The organism is Neobacillus nitrireducens, from assembly GCF_030915405.1.
In the GTDB taxonomy this organism is placed as follows: Bacteria; Bacillota; Bacilli; order Bacillales; family Cytobacillaceae; genus Neobacillus.
In genome coordinates this window covers 2,312,340-2,334,830 of record NZ_CP133262.1, presented here as the reverse complement: position 1 = coordinate 2,334,830, position 22,491 = coordinate 2,312,340, and the positions used below count along the sequence as shown (strand labels likewise).

The 22,491-nt window shown below is 39.0% G+C and carries 21 protein-coding genes; 20 read left to right on the top strand and 1 reads right to left on the bottom strand.

Annotation, left to right across the window (positions count from 1 at the left end):
• The first annotated feature begins 5 nt into the window (after positions 1 to 5).
• From RCG22_RS11340 to RCG22_RS11305, 8 genes are read left to right on the top strand one after another with little or no spacing between them, the layout of a single operon-like run.
• Positions 6 to 530: a QcrA and Rieske domain-containing protein gene (locus tag RCG22_RS11340; RefSeq protein WP_308106879.1), complete on the top strand. Its 525-nt coding sequence runs from the start codon at positions 6 to 8 to the stop codon at positions 528 to 530.
• Positions 520 to 711, top strand: a complete 192-nt coding sequence (locus RCG22_RS11335) for a hypothetical protein (RefSeq protein ID WP_308106878.1) — start codon at positions 520 to 522, stop codon at positions 709 to 711. The genes RCG22_RS11340 and RCG22_RS11335 overlap by 11 nt, the downstream gene beginning before the upstream one ends.
• A complete protein-coding gene (locus RCG22_RS11330; protein ID WP_098263608.1) occupies positions 704 to 1,015 on the top strand; it encodes a hypothetical protein in 312 nt (103 codons plus the stop codon). The genes RCG22_RS11335 and RCG22_RS11330 overlap by 8 nt, the downstream gene beginning before the upstream one ends.
• Positions 1,002 to 1,289: a hypothetical protein gene (locus tag RCG22_RS11325; protein ID WP_308106877.1), complete on the top strand. Its 288-nt coding sequence runs from the start codon at positions 1,002 to 1,004 to the stop codon at positions 1,287 to 1,289. Before RCG22_RS11330 ends, RCG22_RS11325 begins: the two co-directional genes overlap by 14 nt.
• A gap of 36 nt (positions 1,290 to 1,325) precedes the next feature.
• Entirely contained in the window at positions 1,326 to 1,991 is a 666-nt protein-coding gene (locus RCG22_RS11320) for a sensor histidine kinase (protein WP_308106876.1), read from the top strand.
• Between the two features lie 13 nt (positions 1,992 to 2,004).
• Complete coding sequence (locus RCG22_RS11315; protein WP_098263605.1) at positions 2,005 to 2,658, top strand: response regulator; 654 nt, start codon at positions 2,005 to 2,007, stop codon at positions 2,656 to 2,658.
• Positions 2,659 to 2,673: 15 nt separating this feature from the next.
• Positions 2,674 to 3,123: a GAF domain-containing protein gene (locus tag RCG22_RS11310; protein WP_308106875.1), complete on the top strand. Its 450-nt coding sequence runs from the start codon at positions 2,674 to 2,676 to the stop codon at positions 3,121 to 3,123.
• 19 nt (positions 3,124 to 3,142) lie between these two features.
• A complete protein-coding gene (locus RCG22_RS11305; protein ID WP_308106874.1) occupies positions 3,143 to 4,204 on the top strand; it encodes a PAS domain-containing sensor histidine kinase in 1,062 nt (353 codons plus the stop codon).
• Positions 4,205 to 4,243: 39 nt separating this feature from the next.
• On the opposite strand, the gene RCG22_RS11300 is transcribed toward RCG22_RS11305, so the two are convergent.
• Positions 4,244 to 5,899 carry a glutamine--tRNA ligase/YqeY domain fusion protein gene (locus tag RCG22_RS11300; protein ID WP_308106873.1) on the bottom strand — a complete coding sequence of 552 codons (1,656 nt, stop codon included), beginning with the start codon at positions 5,897 to 5,899 and terminating at the stop codon, positions 4,244 to 4,246.
• Between the two features lie 326 nt (positions 5,900 to 6,225).
• On the opposite strand from RCG22_RS11300, the gene RCG22_RS11295 reads away from it, so the two are divergent.
• The 12 genes from RCG22_RS11295 (at position 6,226) to RCG22_RS11240 (ending at position 22,482) form a co-directional block, all read left to right on the top strand.
• Positions 6,226 to 7,209 (top strand): Gfo/Idh/MocA family protein, encoded by a 984-nt coding sequence (locus tag RCG22_RS11295; protein WP_308107136.1) that lies wholly within the window; start codon positions 6,226 to 6,228, stop codon positions 7,207 to 7,209.
• A gap of 264 nt (positions 7,210 to 7,473) precedes the next feature.
• Positions 7,474 to 8,601 (top strand): tyrosine-type recombinase/integrase, encoded by a 1,128-nt coding sequence (locus tag RCG22_RS11290; RefSeq protein WP_308104587.1) that lies wholly within the window; start codon positions 7,474 to 7,476, stop codon positions 8,599 to 8,601.
• Entirely contained in the window at positions 8,591 to 10,588 is a 1,998-nt protein-coding gene (locus RCG22_RS11285) for a tyrosine-type recombinase/integrase (RefSeq protein WP_308103759.1), read from the top strand. Before RCG22_RS11290 ends, RCG22_RS11285 begins: the two co-directional genes overlap by 11 nt.
• Positions 10,588 to 10,968, top strand: coding sequence for a DUF6262 family protein (locus RCG22_RS11280; protein ID WP_308103758.1), 381 nt, complete (start codon positions 10,588 to 10,590; stop codon positions 10,966 to 10,968). Before RCG22_RS11285 ends, RCG22_RS11280 begins: the two co-directional genes overlap by 1 nt.
• A gap of 774 nt (positions 10,969 to 11,742) precedes the next feature.
• Entirely contained in the window at positions 11,743 to 12,756 is a 1,014-nt protein-coding gene (locus RCG22_RS11275; protein WP_308106872.1) for a 4Fe-4S binding protein, read from the top strand.
• Positions 12,757 to 12,925: 169 nt separating this feature from the next.
• On the top strand, positions 12,926 to 13,291 hold the full coding sequence (locus RCG22_RS11270) for an SCP2 sterol-binding domain-containing protein (protein WP_308106871.1): 366 nt from the start codon (positions 12,926 to 12,928) through the stop codon (positions 13,289 to 13,291).
• A 180-nt stretch (positions 13,292 to 13,471) separates the two neighbouring features.
• Positions 13,472 to 14,470: a thiamine pyrophosphate-dependent dehydrogenase E1 component subunit alpha gene (locus RCG22_RS11265; protein ID WP_308106870.1), complete on the top strand. Its 999-nt coding sequence runs from the start codon at positions 13,472 to 13,474 to the stop codon at positions 14,468 to 14,470.
• A 110-nt stretch (positions 14,471 to 14,580) separates the two neighbouring features.
• Positions 14,581 to 15,615 (top strand): alpha-ketoacid dehydrogenase subunit beta, encoded by a 1,035-nt coding sequence (locus tag RCG22_RS11260; protein WP_308106869.1) that lies wholly within the window; start codon positions 14,581 to 14,583, stop codon positions 15,613 to 15,615.
• 27 nt (positions 15,616 to 15,642) lie between these two features.
• Positions 15,643 to 16,878 (top strand): dihydrolipoamide acetyltransferase family protein, encoded by a 1,236-nt coding sequence (locus RCG22_RS11255; protein ID WP_308106868.1) that lies wholly within the window; start codon positions 15,643 to 15,645, stop codon positions 16,876 to 16,878.
• A 15-nt stretch (positions 16,879 to 16,893) separates the two neighbouring features.
• The gene (gene lpdA, locus RCG22_RS11250; protein WP_308106867.1) at positions 16,894 to 18,273 is read left to right on the top strand and encodes a dihydrolipoyl dehydrogenase; all 1,380 of its coding nucleotides are present in this window, start codon (positions 16,894 to 16,896) and stop codon (positions 18,271 to 18,273) included.
• A 293-nt stretch (positions 18,274 to 18,566) separates the two neighbouring features.
• Complete coding sequence (locus tag RCG22_RS11245; RefSeq protein ID WP_308106866.1) at positions 18,567 to 20,438, top strand: sigma-54-dependent Fis family transcriptional regulator; 1,872 nt, start codon at positions 18,567 to 18,569, stop codon at positions 20,436 to 20,438.
• Positions 20,439 to 20,502: 64 nt separating this feature from the next.
• Positions 20,503 to 22,482, top strand: a complete 1,980-nt coding sequence (locus RCG22_RS11240; protein WP_308106865.1) for a WG repeat-containing protein — start codon at positions 20,503 to 20,505, stop codon at positions 22,480 to 22,482.
• Positions 22,483 to 22,491: the final 9 nt, after the last annotated feature.

Genomic DNA, 22,491 nt, shown 5'->3' with positions numbered 1-22,491 from the left:
TTCGCATGACCGATAAAAATAATAAAATCCCATTCAATGAAGATAATTACACACATAATATAAACCGAAATAATGAAAGAAAGCTTGACCGTCGCGGCTTTATGAAAACACTGGTGGGTGCGGCAGGAGTATTTGCTGTTTCCTCACTTCCCTGGGGAGCCTTGGCTGCGAAAGAATTATCGGGATTGGGAGATAAAAAATATCCAAAGCATAAAATTACCGATGTCAAAGCGCTACCAATCGGAGACGCCGTTGACTTTGCCTTTCCGGGTGAGCATGACAGTGCGATTTTAATTAGATTATCGGAAACGAAATACGTTGCATACCAAAATGCCTGTACCCACCTAAGATGCCCTGTGTTTTGGAAAAAGGATGAAGGTGAAATGCTGTGTCCTTGCCATCACGGGAAATTCGATGTGGAAACTGGTGCACCAATTGCTGGACCACCGCGCCGTCCGCTTCCTGAAATTTATGTAAAGGTTGAAAATGATGCAGTATATGCAGTAGGGGTGAAACGTTATGAAGCGTAGTTATCTGCCTGTTGCGTTACTACTTGTGGTGTTGATGTTAAATATTATTTTCACTCAATATATGGTACATCAATATTTCTATGAAAATTACTCAAATACCATCATCGCTGCGGTCATCAATGTTATTTTATTTCCAGTCGCATTCCTTATCTATAAAAAAGGTGTGAATGTCCATGACTAGTGAGACCTATATTGACTTTTGTTTTGTCCGCCCAGAGGCTGGTGATTTTTCCGCAGAAATTGATGAGTTATTGAAGAATACCTTTGCAAAAAAACGGTTAAATTGGTTTCTTGAAAAGAAGTCAATTGATGGTGCGGAAATGGTCATTGCGGAAGTGAAGGGAATGAGTGACTGGAGTTCGGAAGAAGAAACGATTCAATTCATCGAGGAAAACGCCGGCGAGAAGTTTTGGGAATATTTGCAGGGCTATAAGATGTTCATCTATCCGGTGAAGAGAGGATGTAACAGCTGTGGAACTCATTAAATTAGAAGACTTGAATACTTTTGTTGGTGAACCTGTTGCGATTGCTATTCAAGATGGGGATGGTGGAGACCAGGCCCCTATTGTACAGAAAACCATCAAGAAGGTACAGTTTTGTCCAGATAAAACCCATATTCGCTTATATTTTGATGATTTTTATTTTCTTGCTGTACCGCTAAATAGTCGAGTCAGTCTCAGTCAGTCGGAAGGATATTGGTCGGCTTTTGATTCGGAGAGCGGCTTAACATATACTGTAAAAAAGGTCCAGGTCTTCTAACAAGAACCTGCCTTTTTTTATAATTGGAGGTGCGGGATGGATTCATTAAATTCAAAACAACATATAAGTTCTTATATTATTCATTCCCAAGAGGAAGAAATAAAGCGGATTGCCTTAGAACTTCACGAAGGTGTCGGACAAAATTTATACAGTATTTTTACCGGTTTACAGTTTATCGAATCTGGTGCAAAAGAGCTGCCTATGAAAAATTATGTCCGCGAAATGTCTCAGTTGATTGAAAAGACCATCCAAGAAATTAGGCTGCTCTCGGTTGAATTGCATCCTCCTACACTGACAACACTTGGTTTACTGCCGGCCATCAAGAGCTATATTAAGTTATATACATCTACGTTTGGGATCCTTGTGGATTTAGATTCTATCGGAGAAGAAAAGTGGATATCAGAAAAAAATAGGATCACGGTATTTCGAGTATGCCAGGAAGCCCTTGCTAATATTGCCAAGTATGCAGATACATCCAATGTTAATATTAACTTTTTCTGGTCTGAGAAAGATTTGAAAATTACTATTGATGATTTCGGCAAAGGTTTCCACCCTGATGGACAAGACAATATAAATCCCTCTTACGGTCTTGCGGCCATGAAAGAACGAATGCTTCTAACTGGCGGACAGTGTCACATTTCATCTAAAATAGGAGAAGGAACATCGATAGTGCTATCCCTTCCGTTAGTAAGTAGGGAGTAAAGGGGAGTTAAGAGTGATAAAGATCCTGTTGGTTGATGATCATGCCGTAGTTAGAATGGGTTTGAAAATGCTGTTGAATACAAATCCCGAAATGGAAGTAATTGGTGAAGCGTCAGAAGGTAATGAAGGAATCAAAAAGGCATTAAAGTTAAAACCTGATGTGGTTGTTATGGATTTAAGTATGCCACATGGAAAAGATGGATTATCCGCAACAACCGAATTAAAAAAGCTAAAGCCAGAAATAAACATCTTGATTCTCACGATGCATGACGATGAGGAATACCTTTTTCGAGCCATTCAAGGGGGAGCTTCAGGTTGCATTTTAAAAAGTGCCCCACATGATGAACTAATGTCAGCGATTGAATCAGTTGCAAATGGGGATGCCTATCTTCATCCATCAGCAACGAAACGGTTAATGGAGGAATATTTGGGCAGCGTTAAAAATGATGGAAATGATACGTACAATCTATTATCAGACCGGGAGAAAGAAGTTCTCACATTGATTGCAAAGGGCTATTCTAATAAAGAAATAGCAGAACAACTGGTTATAAGTGTTAAAACGGTTGAGACCCATAAAGGAAACTTGATGGAAAAACTTCAAATGAAAACCAGACCTGAGTTAGTGGAATATGCCGTTAGAAAAGGCCTATTAGGTTATGGTATCTAAGGAGAATTATATGGGATGAAAGAGATTAAGGAACTCCAAGCGGTTACCCTGATGTGCGACCGGCTGATGGCGAATGTTGGGTGTGACTTTGTTGCGCTAGCCATGCAAAATGAAGTGGGCCCGGATGTTAGGTGGCATTATGCAAGCGGCAACTTGAATGATAAATACAAACGAATAACGGTCCGTTTCGGAAAAGGGATTGCCGGGAAAATCATTTCAAGCGGAAGTCCAATGTTGATGAAGGATTTCCCAAAAGATGTTATCGGTAAAGTAACTGACCATCCAATTATGCTTGCTGAAAAACTTGTTTCTACCTATGCCGTCCCATTATTTTTCAATGATGTTCCCAAAGGAGTTTTGCTCATTGGGAATAGAAAAACCACTTTGTTTTCTGAAGAGGATCAGCAGCAGGTAAGTGAAGCCGCTCAATCCTTGGAACAGATATTAAAGGCTCAGAAACTATGAAAGGCGCAGGGGGATACTAATGGAAAAGGAAATGGACCAGCCTGCAAACAATCACGCAAACCTTGAGTTAGAATTAAAAAGGTCATTGCAAGAATTGGTAGACATAAAGTTTGCCCTCGATGAATCATCTATCGTTGCTATCACAGATTCGCGGGGCATCATTACATATGTGAATGATCAATTTTGTCATATCTCTAAATATTCAAGAGAAGAGCTACTGGGACAAGATCATCGAATTGTAAATTCCAGTTACCATCCAAAGGCGTTTTTTAATAAGATGTGGAAAACCATTGGAACTGGTGAAGTTTGGAAGGGTGAAATCTGTAACAAGGCTAAGGATGGTACCTTTTATTGGATGGATACCACAATTGTTCCTTTTTTAAATGAAAGAGGAAAACCGTACCAATACTTAGCGATTCGCTATGAAATTACTGAGCGAAAGCGAGTCGAACGAGAACTTCAAAAAATGATGACTACCATCATCAATGTTCAAGAAGACGAACGGAAGCGCTTGTCCAGAAACTTACACGATGGCATCGGTCAAAATCTTTATAGCCATTTGATTACCATCAATCGCCTTCTAGCTGAAATGGACCATCCGCTTTTGCAGCAGATGCAATTGGAAGCAACCCAATTAATCGAAGAAATCCGCGAAATCTCATGGGAGCTGAGGCCGTCCGTGCTAGATGATCTAGGTTTAGTTCCGGCGATCCGCTCATTTCTTTCCCGTTATTCTGATCATTATCATATTGATGTCTATTTTGAGTGTGTGTTAAATCGTCGCTTAAACATCCGCATTGAGCTGACGATTTACCGAATCATTCAGGAGGCACTAACAAATATCCGGAAATACGCAGAAGTCACTGAAGCAACTGTCACGATTAGAGAGTTGGATGATGTAGTCAGAGTAATGATTGAAGATAAAGGGAGAGGTTTTGATTTTAAAAATCAATCCCTTGGTGTAGGTTTGTTCAGTATGGATGAGCGTGCTCGTTCTGTCGGCGGAGAACTATTAATAAACTCCTCACCAGGTCAAGGAACCAAACTTATCTTAGAAGTACCCGATTCAATTTCTGAATAAAAAAGAACCAAGCGTTTTCATGCGCTTGGTTCTTTCACTTTATATTTTAAATGAACTCTTTAACGAAACAATCCGATTAAATACAAGTTTATCGACGGTTGTATGTTTTGGATCGACATTGAAGTAGCCGTGTCTAAAGAATTGGAATTTTTCCTGTGGCCTGCTTTCCTTCATGTTTGGCTCCACGAAGCCTTGTAGCACCTCAAGTGAATTCGGATTAACATTTTCAAGGAAGGACTTTTCAACTCCGTCAGCATCTTCTGCTGTATCCAAAATTAGTGGTTCATATAGTCTGAATTCTGCAGGAACTGCATGGGCAGCTTCGACCCAATGGATCGTGCCCTTTACTTTTCTTCCCGTAAAACCTGTACCGCTTTTTGTTTCAGGGTCATAGGTACAGCGTAGTTCAACGACATTACCATTTGGGTCTTTGACTACTTCTTCACATTTAATGAAATAGGCATTTTTAAGGCGAACCTCATTGCCAGGGAACAGACGGAAGTACTTTTTCGGTGGTTCTTCCATAAAGTCATCTTGTTCAATATAAATCTCACGGGAGAATGGAATTTTCCTTGAGCCCATTTCAGGATTTTCTGGGTTGACTTCCGCATCCAGCAATTCAATTTGGCCTTCTGGATAATTCGTAATCACAACCTTTAATGGGTTGATGACTCCCATCGTCCTTGGTGCTTTTAATTTCAAATCCTCCCGGACAAAATGTTCAAGCATTTGCGAATCAACTGCGCCTGAACCCTTATGAACTCCGGTTTCACTAACAAACGCACGGATCGATTCTGGTGTGAATCCTTTTCGTCTCATTCCGGAAATGGTCGGCATACGCGGATCATCCCAGCCATCAACAAAGCCCTCGTCAACCAGCTGTTTGAGCTTTCGTTTGCTCATTACAGTATTGGTTACATTTAAGCGGCCAAATTCTATTTGTTGTGGGACACTCTCCATTTCACAGTTTTCAACAATCCAATTATAAAGGGGACGTTGGTCCTCAAACTCAATCGTACAGATCGAATGGGTCACCCCTTCAATCGCATCCTCGAGTGGATGAGCAAAGGCATACATCGGATAAATGCACCATTTATCTCCCGTATTATGATGGGTTGCATGTGCAATTCGGTAAATAACGGGATCACGTAAATTGATATTTGGTGAGGACATATCAATCTTTGCCCGCAAGACTTTTTGACCGTTATCGTACATTCCACTTCTCATTTTTTCAAATAATTCTAAGTTTTCTTCAATGGAGCGATCGCGATAGGGGCTATTCTTCCCAGGCGCAGTAAGTGTTCCACGGTATTCGCGAATTTCGTCTGCTGATAGGTCATCAACATAGGCCAATCCTTTATTGATTAATAAAACCGCGCGTTTATACATCTCTTCAAAATAATTGGAAGCAAATAATAAGTTATCCCATTCAAAACCTAACCATTTTACATCCTCTTTGATCGAGTTAACATACTCGATATCTTCTTTTAACGGATTGGTATCATCAAAACGTAAATTGGTCAGTCCGTTAAACTCATCGGCTAAGCCGAAATTGATTAAGATCGATTTTGCATGTCCAATATGTAAATAACCGTTTGGCTCCGGCGGGAACCGAGTAACGATTTTGCTGTGCTTACCGGATTCTAAATCTTTTATCATAATATCTTTAATAAAATTTGAATTGTGATTGTCCACCCTTTTCAACCTCTTTCATCCTGTCTAGCTCCAGGCGCCATCGGCTCGAGGCACAAGCCAATCCGTCATGAAGGTTAAAGAACAACCTTCCTGCCGGCTCGTCTTATGCTTGTCGCCGATAAGCAGGCGCCTTATGCATTTCATCTTTCTTCCTACATTATAAATAACATAAATACTGATATTTTTCCATTGTTCCCAACAAATCAACTGAAAAACACAGATGAAAAGGAATATTTACTCATTTTTTGGTTGTTTGAATTGGAAAGTATAGTGGAAAAAGACTACAATGGTTTCTTGAAGATCTATATGAGAGGGGAAATTTAATGATTAACTTTGGTACAGTTGGAACAGGATGGATTACAGAATCCTTTATCCAAGCAGCACAGCTTAGCGGGCAGTTACAATTAACAAGTGTCTATTCTAGAACTGAGGATAAAGCAAAACAATTAGCTGATACATATAATGCATCCTATTTATATACAGACCTCGAGGAGATGGCGAGAAGTTCAGAAATAGAAGCTGTATACATAGCATCACCCAATTCTGTCCACTTTGAACAAACCCTAACATTTTTGAAAAATAAAAAACATGTCATCTGTGAAAAACCGATTTTTTCAACTAGCGCAGAGTTGTCGAAGGCCTACCAGACCGCGGAGGAAAATGGCGTTTATTTATTTGAAGCAATTCGTAATATTCATACCCCAAATTTCAACATCTTAAAGGACAATCTCCATCTGGTCGGAGAGCTTCGGAGCACGATGTTACCTTACATGAAGTATTCCTCCCGCTATGATTTATTTTTACAAGGGGAAGATCCGAATATTTTCTCTGCTAAGTATTCCGGTGGTGCGCTTGTAGATTTGGGTGTCTATCCGCTTTATTTAGCGGTCGGATTATTTGGGGAACCGAAGCAGGTAACCTACCATCCGATTCTCCTTCGCAGCGGTGTAGATGGAAGCGGGACGCTTGTCTTAACGTATGACGAGTTTGTTTGTACAATCCTTTGTTCGAAAATATCTCATTCGGAATTACCATGTGAAATCCACGGGGAAAAGGGAACCTTTGTCCTTGATGACGCGGCCCCGATTTCAAACATCACCTTCGTTGACAACCGTGGATTAGAGCGCGAAATCTTGGGTGTTGAACTTGAAGAACAAAACATGGTTTATGAATGTACGAATATAGTCAGGATTATTGAAACGAAAAATGATCAAGAATATCAGCAATTAAAAAGCTGGAGTGAAATAGTTCTCCGAATCACAGAAGAGGCAAGGAAACAAAATAACATTATATTTGATCAAGAAAAATAAACACAGGGCCAGGGGGGGATCTAATAAAGGGTTCCGTTTTTAAAACACAACTATAATTAGGGATAGACCTTAACGTATTCTACGTGGGGTTTATCCCTTTTTATTGTACTTTATTGACAGTAAAACCCTATTTCATAATTATAGTAGTCAAAGTATACTACGAAGGTACATTCTGTTTTGTTGAAATTAGGATAAGTCCAATATGATTGAAATTTACTAATGGAGTAAATTCCCCATTAAATAAGTAAAAGAGGATGGTTGGTTATGAAAGTCCAAGAGATCATTGTCTCAGGTAATAGAAAGAGATATTTACTTCAAGATAACCATGGGGAATTTGTAAAACCAGTAGTAAAATTCCTCAAGTATATGGACAACACTGGATCTTCCAGAAATACACTCCGTTCTTATTGCTTTGCATTGAAATTATTTTTTGAGTTTCTGGAGCAAAAGCAGGCAGATTACAGGGATATCGGAATTGACAATATGGCGGAGTTTGTTAGGTGGCTTCAGAATCCCTATCGGGATTTAAAGGTAATTAATATAAAACAAACAGATGTTAAAACGAGAAAGGCTTGTACAATTAATATCTATCTTGACAAGGTCTACTCATTTTATGATTATTTGATGAGGCATGAAGACTACGCTTTGGATTTATCTGAGCGTCTGAAAAGTCAGATACTCGCCTCTAGGGGTAGTTTCAAGGGCTTTCTCCACCACACACTTAAAAATAAATCAAAAAATATTATGATTTTGAAACTTAAGGAACCAAGGGAAAAGTTAAAAGTTTTGACATCAGAACAGGTACAAAAATTAGTTGATGCATGTCGGAACGTCAGGGATAAATTTTTATTGGCACTTCTTTATGAGACAGGCATTAGGATTGGTGAAGCCCTATCACTTCACCTTTCTGATATTGTTCCAGCAGCAAAAAAGATCACAATACGAGATCGTGGAGAACTTATTAATGGTGCAGAGATTAAGACAATATGTAGCCCCCGCACGCTTGATATATCAAATGAATTAGCTAACCTTTACCGGGCTTATATCATAGATATTCATACAGACGAGATTGATACAAATTTTGTTTTTATAAAACTTCGCGGGGAACAAAAAGGGAGCCCCCTCGATTATCATTGCATTCAAGCACTTTTTAATCGTCTTAAAGCAAAAACTGGAATAGATGCGACACCCCATATGTTACGTCATACAAATATAACGGAGTTATGGAAAACAGGTGAAATGCGTCCTGAAACTCTTCAAAAGCGAGCAGGACATGCCCATGTGCAAACAACAATTCAAATGTATATTCACCCTTCTGAAGATGATATACGGAATGATTGGGAGAAAGCTATGATGCAAAAACAATTAAGGGAGGAGAAAAATGAAGAGTAACACTGTTGCTTATCAACCCTGCGTAACATCCGAGAAAACGGCAGTGATTCAAGAGCAATTGTGTGGGTATTTTGAAAATGATGTATGGGATTTAACAAACTCCTTTTTTAAGGTATACGGTGGTGGTAGTTCTTGGTCCGCCTCGAAAACAAAAATAGATTTTACATTCTTATCTAATTCAATTAGACATGAAATTAAATTTTTCTTCGCTAATAAATTGGTGAATGAGAGTTTATCCCTTAGTACATTAGTGTTGTATTCATTTTCACTTGTACACTTAAGTCATTTCTTGGAGAAATATTATTCTAAGATTGAGAGTTTGGTAGATATACCTTTTAATCAGGGCTTAATGAAATACAAAACTTTTTTGACCAATACAGGTATCAGAATAATAACAAAGAGTGGCAATAACTCCTCACATATTACAGTTTTTAATTCAATTATTAAATATTTATCTCACTTCTATGATACACGGGAAGAGCTTGAGAAGGATGTATGGGATTTGAGAAAGATACCGAATGCAAGGTATACAATAAACGGAACCCATTATCTCCTTTCTTTTGAGAAAATCCCTACACCATTTCGAAAAATAGTAAAGGAATATTGTGCTTATGCATTAACCTATTTAAGTCAGGGTAAATTAGCTGGTCATATTATAGGGATCAGTAGTTATTTAAACTACGTTAAGGGACAACATCCAGATTGGAAAGATTTTAGCCAATTAAAAAGAGAAGACATTGAAAAGTATTTAATTTATTTTAATCAGAGTAACTCCTCTTATAGCCCATATTATAGGAATTTTTTGATTTCATCTGTTAAATACTTTTTAGAGTATCTTCAACGTTCTGAACGATCTGAAGCTCCGTTAAAGCATATCGGCACATTATTTTTTAGGGAGGATTTTTTGAAGCAACCGAAGCAAAATGAAAATCAAATTAAATATATTCCTGAAACCGTCATGAATCAGTTGGAGCTTCTTATAAACCTGAATCCAGAAGACGTTAATCCACCTATGAAGGATAATGAAAAAGAATATGTACCAATTGTGATATTACTTATAGCTACCGGATGGAGAATAAGTGATATTTTGAACCTCCGGTTCCAAAATTGTTTGATACCCACAAACAATGGTTATTATTTACAAGGAGATATTCCAAAAACAGATGTGAAACAACACCGAGTGCCTATTGATAAGGAACTAGCTAAAGTTTTACAAGTCATTATAGAGCAAACAAAAGACAAAACAACACATAAGAACAATCCCGAAGGGTATTTATTTGTTCGAACAAAAGGAAAACGGAAGGGAAAACCTTTCACTGACCAAAGTATTCGCGATGCATTAAATCGTTGGGCTGAAAGATATTCCATTGTAGATCAAAACGGAACTGTCTATCACTTTGGAAACCATGCATTCCGGCATACAAAAGGTGTAGAATTAATCAACCTTGGAATGAATTTAACTCACATTATGAAATGGTTTGCCCATTCTTCACCTGAAATGACAATGAGGTATGCCAAAATTGCCGATGATACCCTTAGAAAAGAATGGTTAAAGGCACAAGAAAAAAAGGGTCCACTCTTACGAGTTGACCTTGGTATGGCGAGAGTATCAGAAATGAATTTGGATGAGGACCTTATCCATTGGGAATATATTCAAAGTAATATTGAGGCAGTACGTGTTCCTTTAGGCTATTGTTTGGCTTCTAAAAAAGAGGGTTGTCCATATGTAATTACACCTTGTTTAACATGTCCTAATTTTTGTAGAACCCCCGAAAATCTTCCCGATTTTAACAGAGAAATCAAAAAGGTTGAAGAACATATAGAAATGACGAGGCATTACCCAATATACAACGAAAAAACGCTAGAACAATTGAACAATCTAACAAGAGTTAGGGATCAACTTACCGAGGGTAAAGCTCACCGTGGTTCTAGTGCCAAAAGAATATTACTACAAGCTCAGGAAAGAAAAGATAGTGTGGTGAAATAATGAAACACAAAAGAAATACTGAGGCAGTCGTTGCATATGCAAAAAAGAAAAAAGAAGAAACAGTTGATAAGGTTGAACAAACGATTAAACAATTGATCCAGCAGAATGAAAAAATAAATTTCAATACTGTTACAATCGCAGCAGGAGTTTCTAAGTCTTATTTATACAACCAAACTGAACTAAGGGAAAGGATTGAAACCCTTCGTCAGCAACAACGAGAAGTGGCATCTCCAAAGAATATAAAGAAGAATATGAATGTTGAGAATAAAGATAGCTTAATTCAAGTCTTTCGCGAACGCATTCGAGAATTAGAAAAGGAAAACAAGCAATTAAAAGAGGAAATTAAAAGAGTTAACGGTAAGCTATATGAAAACTTTTAGGAGACAACTTTATTACGAAAATTTGAAGAAAGGCTCTCACGTTGTGTACATATACACAACGTGAGAGCCTTTTATTTCCTTACATTTTAATTATTTTAGTCTTGATTTTATGATAGGTACTGTTCTTAAAATTCGTGCCGAAATGACAGTCGTATTGGCATCGTTATGACTTGGATAAAAGTAAAACTCGCCATAGTAAATTGGCGAGTTTCTTTAGTAGGAATACAAATACCTTATTTATATAATACCTCACCGTAATGCGACAAAATGAGGTTCTCTTGGGTTTTTGAGATAAAACTCATTCCTTTATAAATAAGATGTTTTGTCCTTAATCGAGTAACCAGCAAAAGTAAAATAAGCGGAGATTTTCCGGTTAATTGCAGAATGAAGCTCGTTTCGGGGTAAATAAGCGGAGTTTTTCCGTCTATGCAAAGCAAAGTCTCCCATTTTCGAATTTTTCGAGTCAATAGGCGGAATCTCTCCGTCTATTTAGGCCTTTTTTAATAATAATTACCAATTAAGCGGAGTTTTTCCGTCTATTTATCAGCCCGGGATCTTAACCTGATCTCCCAACCGATAAGTGGTCCGTGTTTTCTGAAGTTCTATAATTTTGCTCTGTTTTTGAAGAGAGTTTAAGTTCCTCCAATACGTATTTGTCAATATTGAAACAGGTAATGTGAACTATTTATGAATTCAATATTCTCAATGACTTTTATCACATGCCATGATTTGTTAGTTCATTATAGTTGAATTAGTAAGATTGGAGGAAACGTAATGAAATCAAAAGCATGGTATCAAAAACAGTTGAAACGTAAGCCTGTCCAGATTACTAGATATACCGTTCAGGGCTTGTTTTTATTGTTTTTATTATATGTTGGACTACAGTTCTATCAATTTTATTTACATTTTGAAACGCTCGGAAAAACTCCATTTGTTGAACGGCCATCTGCGGTTGAAGGTTTTTTGCCTATTAGCGGGCTAGTCGCTTTGAAAGTTTGGCTGGTGAGTGGTGATTTTGATGTTATTCATCCAGCTGGGCTTGTCCTCATCGCATTTTTCGTAGGTGCGGGGCTTATCCTTCGTAAATCGTTTTGCAGCTGGATTTGTCCTGTTGGTACTGCAAATGAATTGCTTGCGTGGGTTGGCAGGAAGATTTTTAAAAGGAATTTTGAACTTCCACAATGGTTAACCTGGCTATTAACTCCTATTAAATACTTATTAATGCTATTTTTTGTACTTATGGTGGTTCAAATGGATGTCTTTACAGCGAAAAACTTTCTTGAGGAGCCATATAATAAGATTTCGGATGTAAAGATGCTTCTAATGTTCGTCAATCTTGGCGGCTTTGCCTTGAAGTTTATCATTGTAATCTTCATCTTGTCGTTATTCTTTAGAAACTTTTGGTGTCGATTCTTGTGCCCGTATGGTGCATTGATTGGTCTAGGCAGCATCTTTAGAATTACCAAAATTGAACGTAATGAAGATACTTGTACGAACTGCGAAATGTGCACAAAGGTATGTCCGCAAAGATTAAAGGTCCACAAAGTTGAAAAGGTAAATTCTCTTAACTGTTCCGCTTGTATGTCCTGTGTGGAAGCATGTCCCGTCAAAGACACACTCAATTTGACGGTTGCTCGCAAAAAGGTAAATAAATGGTTTGTTCCAGTCACCTTTTTCGTATTGTTTTTTGTAATTATTACTTTTGCAAAAATAACCGGTCACTGGGATTCAATTATCTCCTATGAAGAATGGAAACAACTAATCCCGGAAGCAAAAAACATAAAATAATTGATTCATAGCAGCTGATATCAGTTGCTATTTTTTTCTGGGAAGATGTTAAAAAGCAATAAGTATGGAAAAGTCAAAAAGGTTCGAAAAGTTTTCATTGTACGACATGGATTCGTATTAGTATCATGAAAATAGAAGAAATTTTTGGTACCTTAGGGAGGACTTGTAAATGGCAAAAGCAATTAATGAATATTCTTTAACTGAACTCATGTGCAGAATCGAAGAAATATTTAATGAAAATCCCGGCCCGATTCAAGGCTTTGAATCCATTGTTCAATACGATATTCACGGGGATGCCGAAGGAACCTATCAACACTTTTTTCATGATGGAAAATTAACGATTAAGGAAGGAATAGAAACTACTCCAGTCGTTACCATGCAGATGTCATTTGATAATTTCAAAAAATCCTTATTGGGTAAACTAAACGGTTCGGTGGCTTTATTGACAGGAAAAGTCAAGGTTAAAGGAGATATTAGCACAGGCTTTAAAATTGAAAGCATTGTGAAGAAATACAATATAAAAAGTGTTTTGTAAGAGCTAATACATAAATATAATGGACAGATATGTTCAAAAAGAGACAAAACGAGACTCTCGTCTCATTTTGTCTCTTTTTTTGTTGGTTCAGATCGCAAACAGGTGGAAATCTCACCATTCTTTTTTGGTACGATACTTGCATTATAAATAGATGAATGAAATTTTTGATAGGAGGCTGAAATGATGAAAACAGTTGAAAGCAAAGAGGTATTATTAACGATTGAAAAGGCCCGGTGGATGTACCAAAAAATGCTCGAAATCCGTAAGTTCGAAGACAGGGTCCATGAGTTATTTGCAACAGGAATCCTGCCAGGTTTTGTTCATTTATATGCAGGAGAGGAAGCCGTTGCTGTCGGAGTATGCGCTCATTTAACAGATAGTGACAGCATTACAAGCACCCATCGCGGCCATGGTCACTGTATTGCAAAAGGCTGTGATTTAAATGGAATGATGGCAGAAATATATGGAAAAGTTACAGGTCTCTGCAAGGGGAAAGGCGGTTCCATGCATATTGCTGACCTCGACAAAGGAATGCTTGGTGCAAATGGAATTGTAGGTGGAGGTTTTCCATTAGCTGCAGGGGCAGCCTTAACAGCAAAGTATAAAAAGACTGATAATGTAAGCATTTGCTTCTTTGGGGATGGTGCTCAAAACCATGGGACATTCCATGAAGGAGTGAATTTAGCAGCTATTTGGAAGCTTCCTGTGGTTTTCATTGCAGAAAATAATGGATACGCAGAGGCTACACCATTCACATACGCTTCTAGCTGTAAATCAATTGTCGATCGTGCAGTTGGATATAATATCCCTGCGATTAAGGTGGATGGGAAAGATGTCCTGGCAGTCTATCAAGCTGCTGAAGAAGCAGTACAAAGAGCACGCCGAGGAGAAGGGCCAACCCTAATTGAATGTGTTACATATCGGAATTATGGCCACTTTGAGGGAGATGCGCAAAAATATAAAACAGAACAAGAAAAGCTTGAACATAAAGTAGAGAAAGATGCGATTATTTTCTTTAGACAATATTTGTTGAACGAACAGATTTTGTCTGAAGAAACTATCGTATCTCTAGAAGAATCCGTTGATAGAGCAGTTGATCAAGCCGTTAAATTTAGTGAAGAAAGTCCTTTTCCGGATGCTTCTGAGCTGTTAACCGATGTTTATGTTTCCTATAAATAAGATCTGATTCTACAAGCATTCCTATAGTGTGCAGGATAGGGTGTAGTTTGAAATAATTTCAGAGTTTATAAGGATAAATTCCTGCAGCAAATAATAAGGAGGAACAAATCATGACAAGAAAATTGAGTATGTCAGCAGCTATTAATGAAGCAATGAAACTAGCAATGAGAAAAGATGAAAATGTCATTTTAATGGGTGAGGATGTAGCCGGTGGAGCTGAAGTTGACCATTTGCAGGATGAGGATGCCTGGGGAGGAGTTCTTGGTGTTACGAAAGGATTGGTACAGGAGTTTGGCCGTGACCGTATATTAGATACTCCGATTACAGAAGCGGGTTATATGGGAGCGGCAATGGCTGCGGCATCGACAGGTTTAAGACCAATTGCGGAGTTAATGTTTAATGATTTTATTGGCAGTTGTTTAGATGAAGTTTTAAATCAAGGGGCTAAGTTCCGATATATGTTCGGAGGCAAAGCACAGGTACCTGTTACCATCCGGACAATGCATGGTGCGGGATTCAGAGCGGCTGCCCAACACTCACAGAGCCTGTATGCTCTATTTACTGCAATTCCGGGATTGAAAGTGGTCGTACCGTCTACCCCATATGAAGCAAAAGGACTACTGCTTGCAGCAATAGAAGATAATGATCCCGTTGTCTTCTTTGAGGATAAGACACTTTACAATATGATTGGAGATGTCCCAGAAGAATACTACACCATCCCATTGGGTAAGGCCGATATTAAGCGGGTAGGCTCTGACCTAACTATTGTTGCGATTGGAAAACAGGTTCATACAGCACTGCAAGCTGCTGAAGAGCTTGCGGCAAAAGGGATCGAAGTAGAAATCGTCGATCCTCGAAGCTTATCGCCTCTGGATGAAGATACCATTCTTGAATCTGTGGCAAAAACGAATCGACTAATTGTAATAGATGAAGCAAATCCAAGATGCAGTATCGCCACCGATATTGCAGCACTTGTGGCAGACAAAGGCTTTGACACCCTGGATGCACCAATTAAACGAATCACTGCACCACACACGCCTGTGCCATTCTCACCTGCTTTGGAGGATATCTATCTACCAACTCCTGAAAAGGTTATTGAAGTAACACTAGAGCTATTAGGTGAAGCAGCAGCTCTTGAAGTATAAGGAAGAAAGACGGAGGGAGAGATATTCATGGCAGTAGAAGTAGTTATGCCAAAGTTGGGAATGGCTATGAAGGAAGGTACTGTTTCTATTTGGAATAAGGAAGTTGGTGATAGCGTTGGCAAGGGGGAACCGATTGCTAGTGTCAATTCTGAAAAAATTGAAATAGATGTTGAGTCCCCATCTGAAGGAACCGTCTTAAAAATTACCGTACCAGAGGGTGAAGGTGTCCCACCTGGTACAGTCATCTGTTATATCGGAACCCCAGGGGAAGATATAGATGCTACCATTGTTGAAGAAATTTCAGAGCCTGTAAAAGAAAACAAAGCAATTCCAATACCACAATCAGAGTCAAGTGTAACTACCAAAACCTTTCCGGGAAGAGTCAAAATCTCACCGGTTGCCAAGAAAATGGCAGAAGCAGCAAAACTGGATATTGAAAAGATCTCAGGAACGGGTCCTGGAGGAAGAATTACAAAAGAAGATGTTCAGGAGGCAATAAAGAATTCTCGTGAACTCGATACTCCCCCTAGGCCGGAGCCAGTAAATATTGTGGTTCAAGCGCAGCCAATTATAGAGTCTAAGCAGATTCCTGTAAGTGGAATACGTAAAGTGATTGCAGAACGAATGTATAATAGTCTTCGAAATAGCGCCCAACTGACAATGAATATGAAGGTGGATGTAACAGATTTAATTACGTTACAAAAGCAAACAGCTGAAACCGTACAAAGTCGTTATCAGAACAAATTAACCGTGACTGATTTTATTGCTCGTGCAGTGGTACTCTCCCTTCAGGAGCATGGGCAAATGAATAGTGCATATCTAGATGGTAAAATTCATCTCCATAAATCCGTCCACCTTGGGATGGCGGTCGCCCTGGAGAAAGGTTTAGTCGTTCCGGTAATTAGAGATGCGGATAAGTGTTCGTTAATCGAACTTTCCGGAAATATTAAAGATTGTGCTGCGCGCGCTAGGCAAGGTCAAATTTCGAATGAAGAAATGCTAGGTTCCACTTTTACAATTAGTAATCTTGGCGCTTACGGTATTGATCACTTTACACCTATCTTAAATTCACCTGAAACAGGGATTCTTGGAGTGGGTGCAGTTAATGATATTCCAGTCTATAAAGGTGAAAAGATAGAAAGAAGAAGTATCCTGCCACTTAGTCTGACTTTTGACCATCGAGTCCTTGATGGAGCTCCGGCGGCTGGATTTTTACAAACTGTGAAAAAGTACTTAGAAGAGCCTATTACCATGCTTATATAGAAAGAAGTGAGATAATTGGCATCTATCGCAATTATAGGTGGTGGACCTGCTGGGTATGTAGCGGCAATTACTGCAGCCCAGCATGGTCAGCAAGTAACGCTGATTGACAAAGGACCATTGGGAGGGACTTGTTTAAACGAAGGCTGTATGCCTACTAAATCATTACTAGAAAGTGCAGGCGTTTATAGTCTTGTTAAACAAGCTAATAAGTTTGGAATTCGGATAGCATCTAATCAAATCGAAGTTGACTGGGACACAGTCCAGCAGCGTAAAAATACCGTTGTCTCAAGCCTTGTTCAAGGAATCCAATATTTAATGAAGAAAAATAGAATTAAGGTAATAAATGGTACGGCCTCATTTTTATCAAGCAGGGTTTTACGAATTGATTCTGAAGACAAACAAGAAGAATTGACTTCAGACAAAATTATCATAGCTTCAGGCTCAGAACCAGTCTCATTGCCATTTGCTCCGTTTAATAAGGAGTGGATCATCGATAGCAGTCAAGCGATGTCGCTTACGAAGATCCCATCCTCGCTGCTGATTATTGGCGGAGGTGTAATAGGCTGTGAGTTTGCTAGTATCTTTAGCAGGCTAGGAACGAAAGTGACGATAGTTGAGATGGCTGAGCAGCTGCTCCCGGGTGAAGATGATGATATTGCATCGATCCTGCATAAGCAGTTGAAGAAGGACCAAGTGAAGATTCATACTTTCACTACGGTTATCGATTTGAATGCCGTTCAAAAGAAAGCCATTTTAGAGAACGATGGGGCTATTCATGAAGTGGAAGCTGAATTCGTCCTAGTTTCCATTGGCAGGAGGCCAAGAATTCAAGCGTTAGGTTTAGGGAATATTGGAGTTCAGTACTCCCGGCAAGGGATTCATATCGATGAGCGAATGCAAACAAATATACCCAATATCTATGCCTGTGGTGATGTTATAGGTGGTATCCAGTTAGCCCATGTTGCTTTTCATGAAGGAAAAGTTGCTGCACTTAATGCCTGTGGGTTAGAAACACAAGTGAATTATCGTGCTGTTCCGCGCTGTATTTATACATCGCCTGAGATCGCAAGTGTTGGATTAACGGAAAAACCAGCGCGCGAGCAATATGGGGATATAAGGGTCGGGGAATTTCCATTTTCCGCCAACGGGAAGGCGCTAATTACTAATGAACAAATAGGCAAAGTAAAGGTAACAATAGAACCGGAATTTGGTGAAATCCTAGGTATTTCAATTGTGGGTCCGCATGCCACGGAGTTAATTGGCCAAGGTACGGTTATGCTGCAAGCCGAATTAACAACTGATTTAATGGTGGATTTAATTGCCGCTCATCCTACTTTATCTGAAGCGCTTCATGAAGCGTTGCTAAGTGCTGTAGGACATGCCGTTCATGTTTAAGGACGGCATGTCTGTTAAATAAGAGCCTATTATTTGATAAAAATACAATCATAAAAGAAAATTGAAGCTGCGCGAAAACATCCGCGAGGCTTTTTTTTATTTTGAATCTTCTAATAAGTTTTCGATGATGATTGAAAGCGTAAACATTATCTAATATAATTATAGATGGGCATTAACCTCAGGAATAAAGCCATTCAATATCCACGTACATAACGCTCTCCGCTGGAAACAACAAGAAGTCTATCTCAAATCAATTTGGAAATTCATGAACAAATGGTTAGAGGAGGATTCGAGTGACTACAACTACATTTTATTTAGATACATGGAAACGGTTTATTAAACAAGGAGTGCTAGACCCGGCACGTTTGAACAAACGAATTATTGAATCATGGTACCGCTGCAGGAAAGATGAGGTAAATCCCTACCTAAATAAAGGACTCCGTGTATTAACTAGTGATCTCCTCTCCCTTCAAAAGGACAAGCATTCACTTCTGATGGAAACGGCACTGCCCCATTTAAGTAGGATGAACCAGGCAATTATTGAATCAGGAATGATGGCACTTTTAGTAGACCCGGATGGATATGTCCTGTCTTTAACCGGCAATGAACAAACTCTCAAGGATGCACGGAATATCAATTTTATTGAGGGAGTTTGCTGGACAGAGAATGAGGTTGGAACAAATGCAATTGGGACTGCATTAAAGACGGCAGAATCAGTCATCATCAATGGTGCAGAACACTACTCAGTCGCTTCCCACCAATGGAGCTGCACGGCCACTCCCATTCTAAATGAAAAAGGAAATTTAATGGGGGTTATTGATGTTTCATGCCCTGTTGAACGTTCGCATCCTTTTATGATAGGCATGGTCACCTCGATTGCCTATGCAATTGAACGCGATATTAGCAGGGTCTATAGGAGAAATGAAATTGATCTTGTCCAACACGCAGTTGAATTAGTAGATACATATCGACATCGCCCATTTGTGGTATGTGATCATGGGCACAGAATTATTTCCGTTAGTAAAGCAGTCAGGGAAAAACATCCCCACGCAAATGGCATGGAACTTCGCGATTTTATAAAAAAGGGTTATCAAATTGATAGAGAAACACCAATCCTTTCAAAAGAAGATAATAGGATATTGGGGATATCTGTATTTTTGTCAGAAGTGGTGAGCTATAATCAACACTCCTTGTTTGCTGCTGCAACCCCTTCACAATCATTTTTATTTAAAGGAGTACGAGGAACAAGTGAGGTATTTCAAAATACTTTAAAACAAGTAGAGTTAGTTGCTTCCACGGATGCGACTGTTTTTATCACGGGTGAAACGGGAACAGGAAAAGAACTGATTGCACGAGCTATCCATGACAACAGCCTTCGCAAAAATGGGCCTTTTATTTCATTAAACTGCGGGGCCATTCCTAAAGATTTAATGAGCAGTGAGCTTTTTGGTTATGTAGAAGGTGCCTTTACAGGAGCGAAGCGCCAAGGAAATAAAGGGAAATTTGAACTGGCCCATAAGGGAACCATTTTTCTTGATGAGATAGGAGAAATACCGGAGGCGATGCAGGTAGCGTTATTGCGCCTGCTTCAGGAAAGGAAGGTTGTTCCGATTGGCGGGTCGAAGGAAATTCCATTAGACATTCGTATCATTACCGCTACTCACCGTGATATGAATGAGCTTATTAATGAAGGAACATTTCGTCAGGACTTATATTATCGCCTCAATGTCTACCCTGTTGAAGTGCCTGCATTGCGGAGAAGGAAAGAGGATATCCCGTATCTTGTTCGATATTTTTGTCAAAATCATAACTGGAATCTGCCGGATACGAACCGATTTTTATATAAATTAAGTAACTATGAATGGCCGGGCAATGTCAGAGAATTACTGAATGTATTAGAAAGGTTACATATTATGTTCTCGAGTGGATTGGCAAACCAAGATACATTAATAGATTATTTTGAGGTTATACAGGAACAATCAAAGTCTACTGAACAGGTTCCAATTGATGGCCAGGAAAGAAAACTGAAAGCCCGTGAAAAAATTCAAAGAGATCTAATACTTGATGCGTTGCAAAAGACCAAAGGAAATGTTACAGCCGCTGCCAAACTACTTGATATCCCAAGAAGTACTTTTTACAAAAGGATTCAGAAATTCGGACTTTAACTCTGCTCTAAACACATCGCCCACAATTTATCATATAAATATAGAAAACTAAAATGAGTGAGTTATGATGCTTGGAACGAACAGAGAATTAATCAATTGGATATTGCCATATCTCCCAATTGGAGCAGAACTGGAATATCGAGATCAACAAGCAACCCTTCAATATATGGATATCGATCGTGATGGATTACCTGAAATCTTTGGGGTGTATCGTCTTAATACAAAGCCCTATTTATTTGTGCTTAAAAATTACTATGGTCAATTAATATATTATTATCCTATACCTCCAGAAATGAAGAGAAAAGCAGTCATAGCGCTTTACGATTATAGAGAGACTAGGGCCGTTTATCTTTTCCCTTTTGTTAGGAAGGTAATAGGTGGAAACAAGTGGGGCTATATGGATGCCAAAGGGAAAATGGTTCTTCCTGAAAACTTCAATCGTGCCGAGGATTTTCAAGAGAATGGTTTAGCTATTGTTGGTTTAATGGATAAATCAGGAGTGATCAATGATAATGGGTATTTTATAGTAAAACCTATATACGACACGATTGACCCATTTTCCGAAGGACGGGCCGTTGTCAATGATCTTCGTGGATTTAAGGTGATAGATGAGAGTGGCAAAGAAATCACGGAAAAGGCGTATTCGATCATTGTTGGGGAGTATAAGGAAGGACGTGTCCGAGCGGTCAAATTAGATGAGCATGGACAGTATTTATATGGTTATTTGAATAAACGCGGGAAAGAGGTTATTCCGATCATCTATGAAACGGCCAGTGATTTTGTCCAGGGGAAAGCGGTTGTAAAAACAAAAGAAGGCAGGTTCCAATTAATCAACCTTACCGGGACGGTTATTCAAACGTACTCTTTTCCATATGTAGGGAATTATGGTGAAGGTCTGCTCCCATATAAGAAAAGTAATGAAGGAAAGATTGGATATACCAATGAGCAGGGGAAAATAGTCATAGAACCGCAATTTTCAAATGGGGAGGCATTTGTTGAAGGGCGGGCGATTGTCAGTTTGGCGGAGAATAATAACGACCGATATGGTGTAATTGATCGAACAGGTCATTTTGTGATTAAGCCAAACTATAATCAAATCTTATATCTTGACGAGGGACGCTTTGCCATCGGAAAAGAGATCGATCCGAAACAGCCTTGTATGAGGTCCATTTACGCCTTAGCAGATTCAGGAGGGCAAATCCTCACAGGGTTTATATTTACTGTGATTAATAAATTTCAGGACGGTCTTGCCTCTGTCTCCGATGATCAGAATACTTACTTTATCGACAAGCATGGAAAAAGAAACGAACATCTACCGATGGTCAGTGGCAGCGGCTTGCTTCGCTTTGAGAAAACTCTAATTAAGGGTCATATTGACGACCGCCTCCTCTATTTTAATCGAACAGGTGATTTACTCTGGAAACAAGCAACGATCTTGCCCCTAAATAACCAGTATTCTGTGGTCGAGCATAAATACAAACCGAATAAGGACTATTTAGTCTACTATCCACAGATTGAAGGAATGGAGAATCCTGAACGTGTAAATCGAGCTTTAAAAGAACTAGCGGGTGTAAAACCTGTTTCCGCACACGCACAGTTGGAATCGAATTATACGGGTGATTATGAGATTCCTTTTTACAAGAAAAATCTACTGGTCATCAAAATTACAGGGTATGACTATCCGTTTTGTGCGGCACATGGTATGCCAGTGGAAAGATATGTTCACATGAACCTGAAGACTGGTTCCATGTACCAATTAAAAGACCTTTTTAAGCCTGGAAGTTCTTATGTGAAAATAATCAGCGATAGGATTGGCGATCAAATTAAAAATAATGAGAAATATGCCTCCTACCTATTTCCTGAAGAATACCATGGCATAAAGGCAGATCAACCATTTTTTATTAGTGAGGCAGGACTGAATATCTACTTTCTTCCATATGAAATCGCAGCATTTGCCGCAGGTTTTCCTACCTTTACCATCCGGTTTGACGACCTAGTAGATATCATTAATACCAACAGCGAATTTTGGAATACGTTTCATTGAGGAGGCAGG

Coding starts and splice junctions, on each gene's coding strand:
- RCG22_RS11340 (WP_308106879.1), top strand. CDS start 6: ATGACCGATAAAAATAATAAAATCCCATTCAATGAAGATAATTACACA.
- RCG22_RS11335 (WP_308106878.1), top strand. CDS start 520: ATGAAGCGTAGTTATCTGCCTGTTGCGTTACTACTTGTGGTGTTGATG.
- RCG22_RS11330 (WP_098263608.1), top strand. CDS start 704: ATGACTAGTGAGACCTATATTGACTTTTGTTTTGTCCGCCCAGAGGCT.
- RCG22_RS11320 (WP_308106876.1), top strand. CDS start 1,326: ATGGATTCATTAAATTCAAAACAACATATAAGTTCTTATATTATTCAT.
- RCG22_RS11310 (WP_308106875.1), top strand. CDS start 2,674: ATGAAAGAGATTAAGGAACTCCAAGCGGTTACCCTGATGTGCGACCGG.
- RCG22_RS11305 (WP_308106874.1), top strand. CDS start 3,143: ATGGAAAAGGAAATGGACCAGCCTGCAAACAATCACGCAAACCTTGAG.
- RCG22_RS11290 (WP_308104587.1), top strand. CDS start 7,474: ATGAAAGTCCAAGAGATCATTGTCTCAGGTAATAGAAAGAGATATTTA.
- RCG22_RS11285 (WP_308103759.1), top strand. CDS start 8,591: ATGAAGAGTAACACTGTTGCTTATCAACCCTGCGTAACATCCGAGAAA.
- RCG22_RS11280 (WP_308103758.1), top strand. CDS start 10,588: ATGAAACACAAAAGAAATACTGAGGCAGTCGTTGCATATGCAAAAAAG.
- RCG22_RS11275 (WP_308106872.1), top strand. CDS start 11,743: ATGAAATCAAAAGCATGGTATCAAAAACAGTTGAAACGTAAGCCTGTC.
- RCG22_RS11270 (WP_308106871.1), top strand. CDS start 12,926: ATGGCAAAAGCAATTAATGAATATTCTTTAACTGAACTCATGTGCAGA.
- RCG22_RS11265 (WP_308106870.1), top strand. CDS start 13,472: ATGATGAAAACAGTTGAAAGCAAAGAGGTATTATTAACGATTGAAAAG.
- RCG22_RS11260 (WP_308106869.1), top strand. CDS start 14,581: ATGACAAGAAAATTGAGTATGTCAGCAGCTATTAATGAAGCAATGAAA.
- RCG22_RS11255 (WP_308106868.1), top strand. CDS start 15,643: ATGGCAGTAGAAGTAGTTATGCCAAAGTTGGGAATGGCTATGAAGGAA.
- RCG22_RS11240 (WP_308106865.1), top strand. CDS start 20,503: ATGATGCTTGGAACGAACAGAGAATTAATCAATTGGATATTGCCATAT.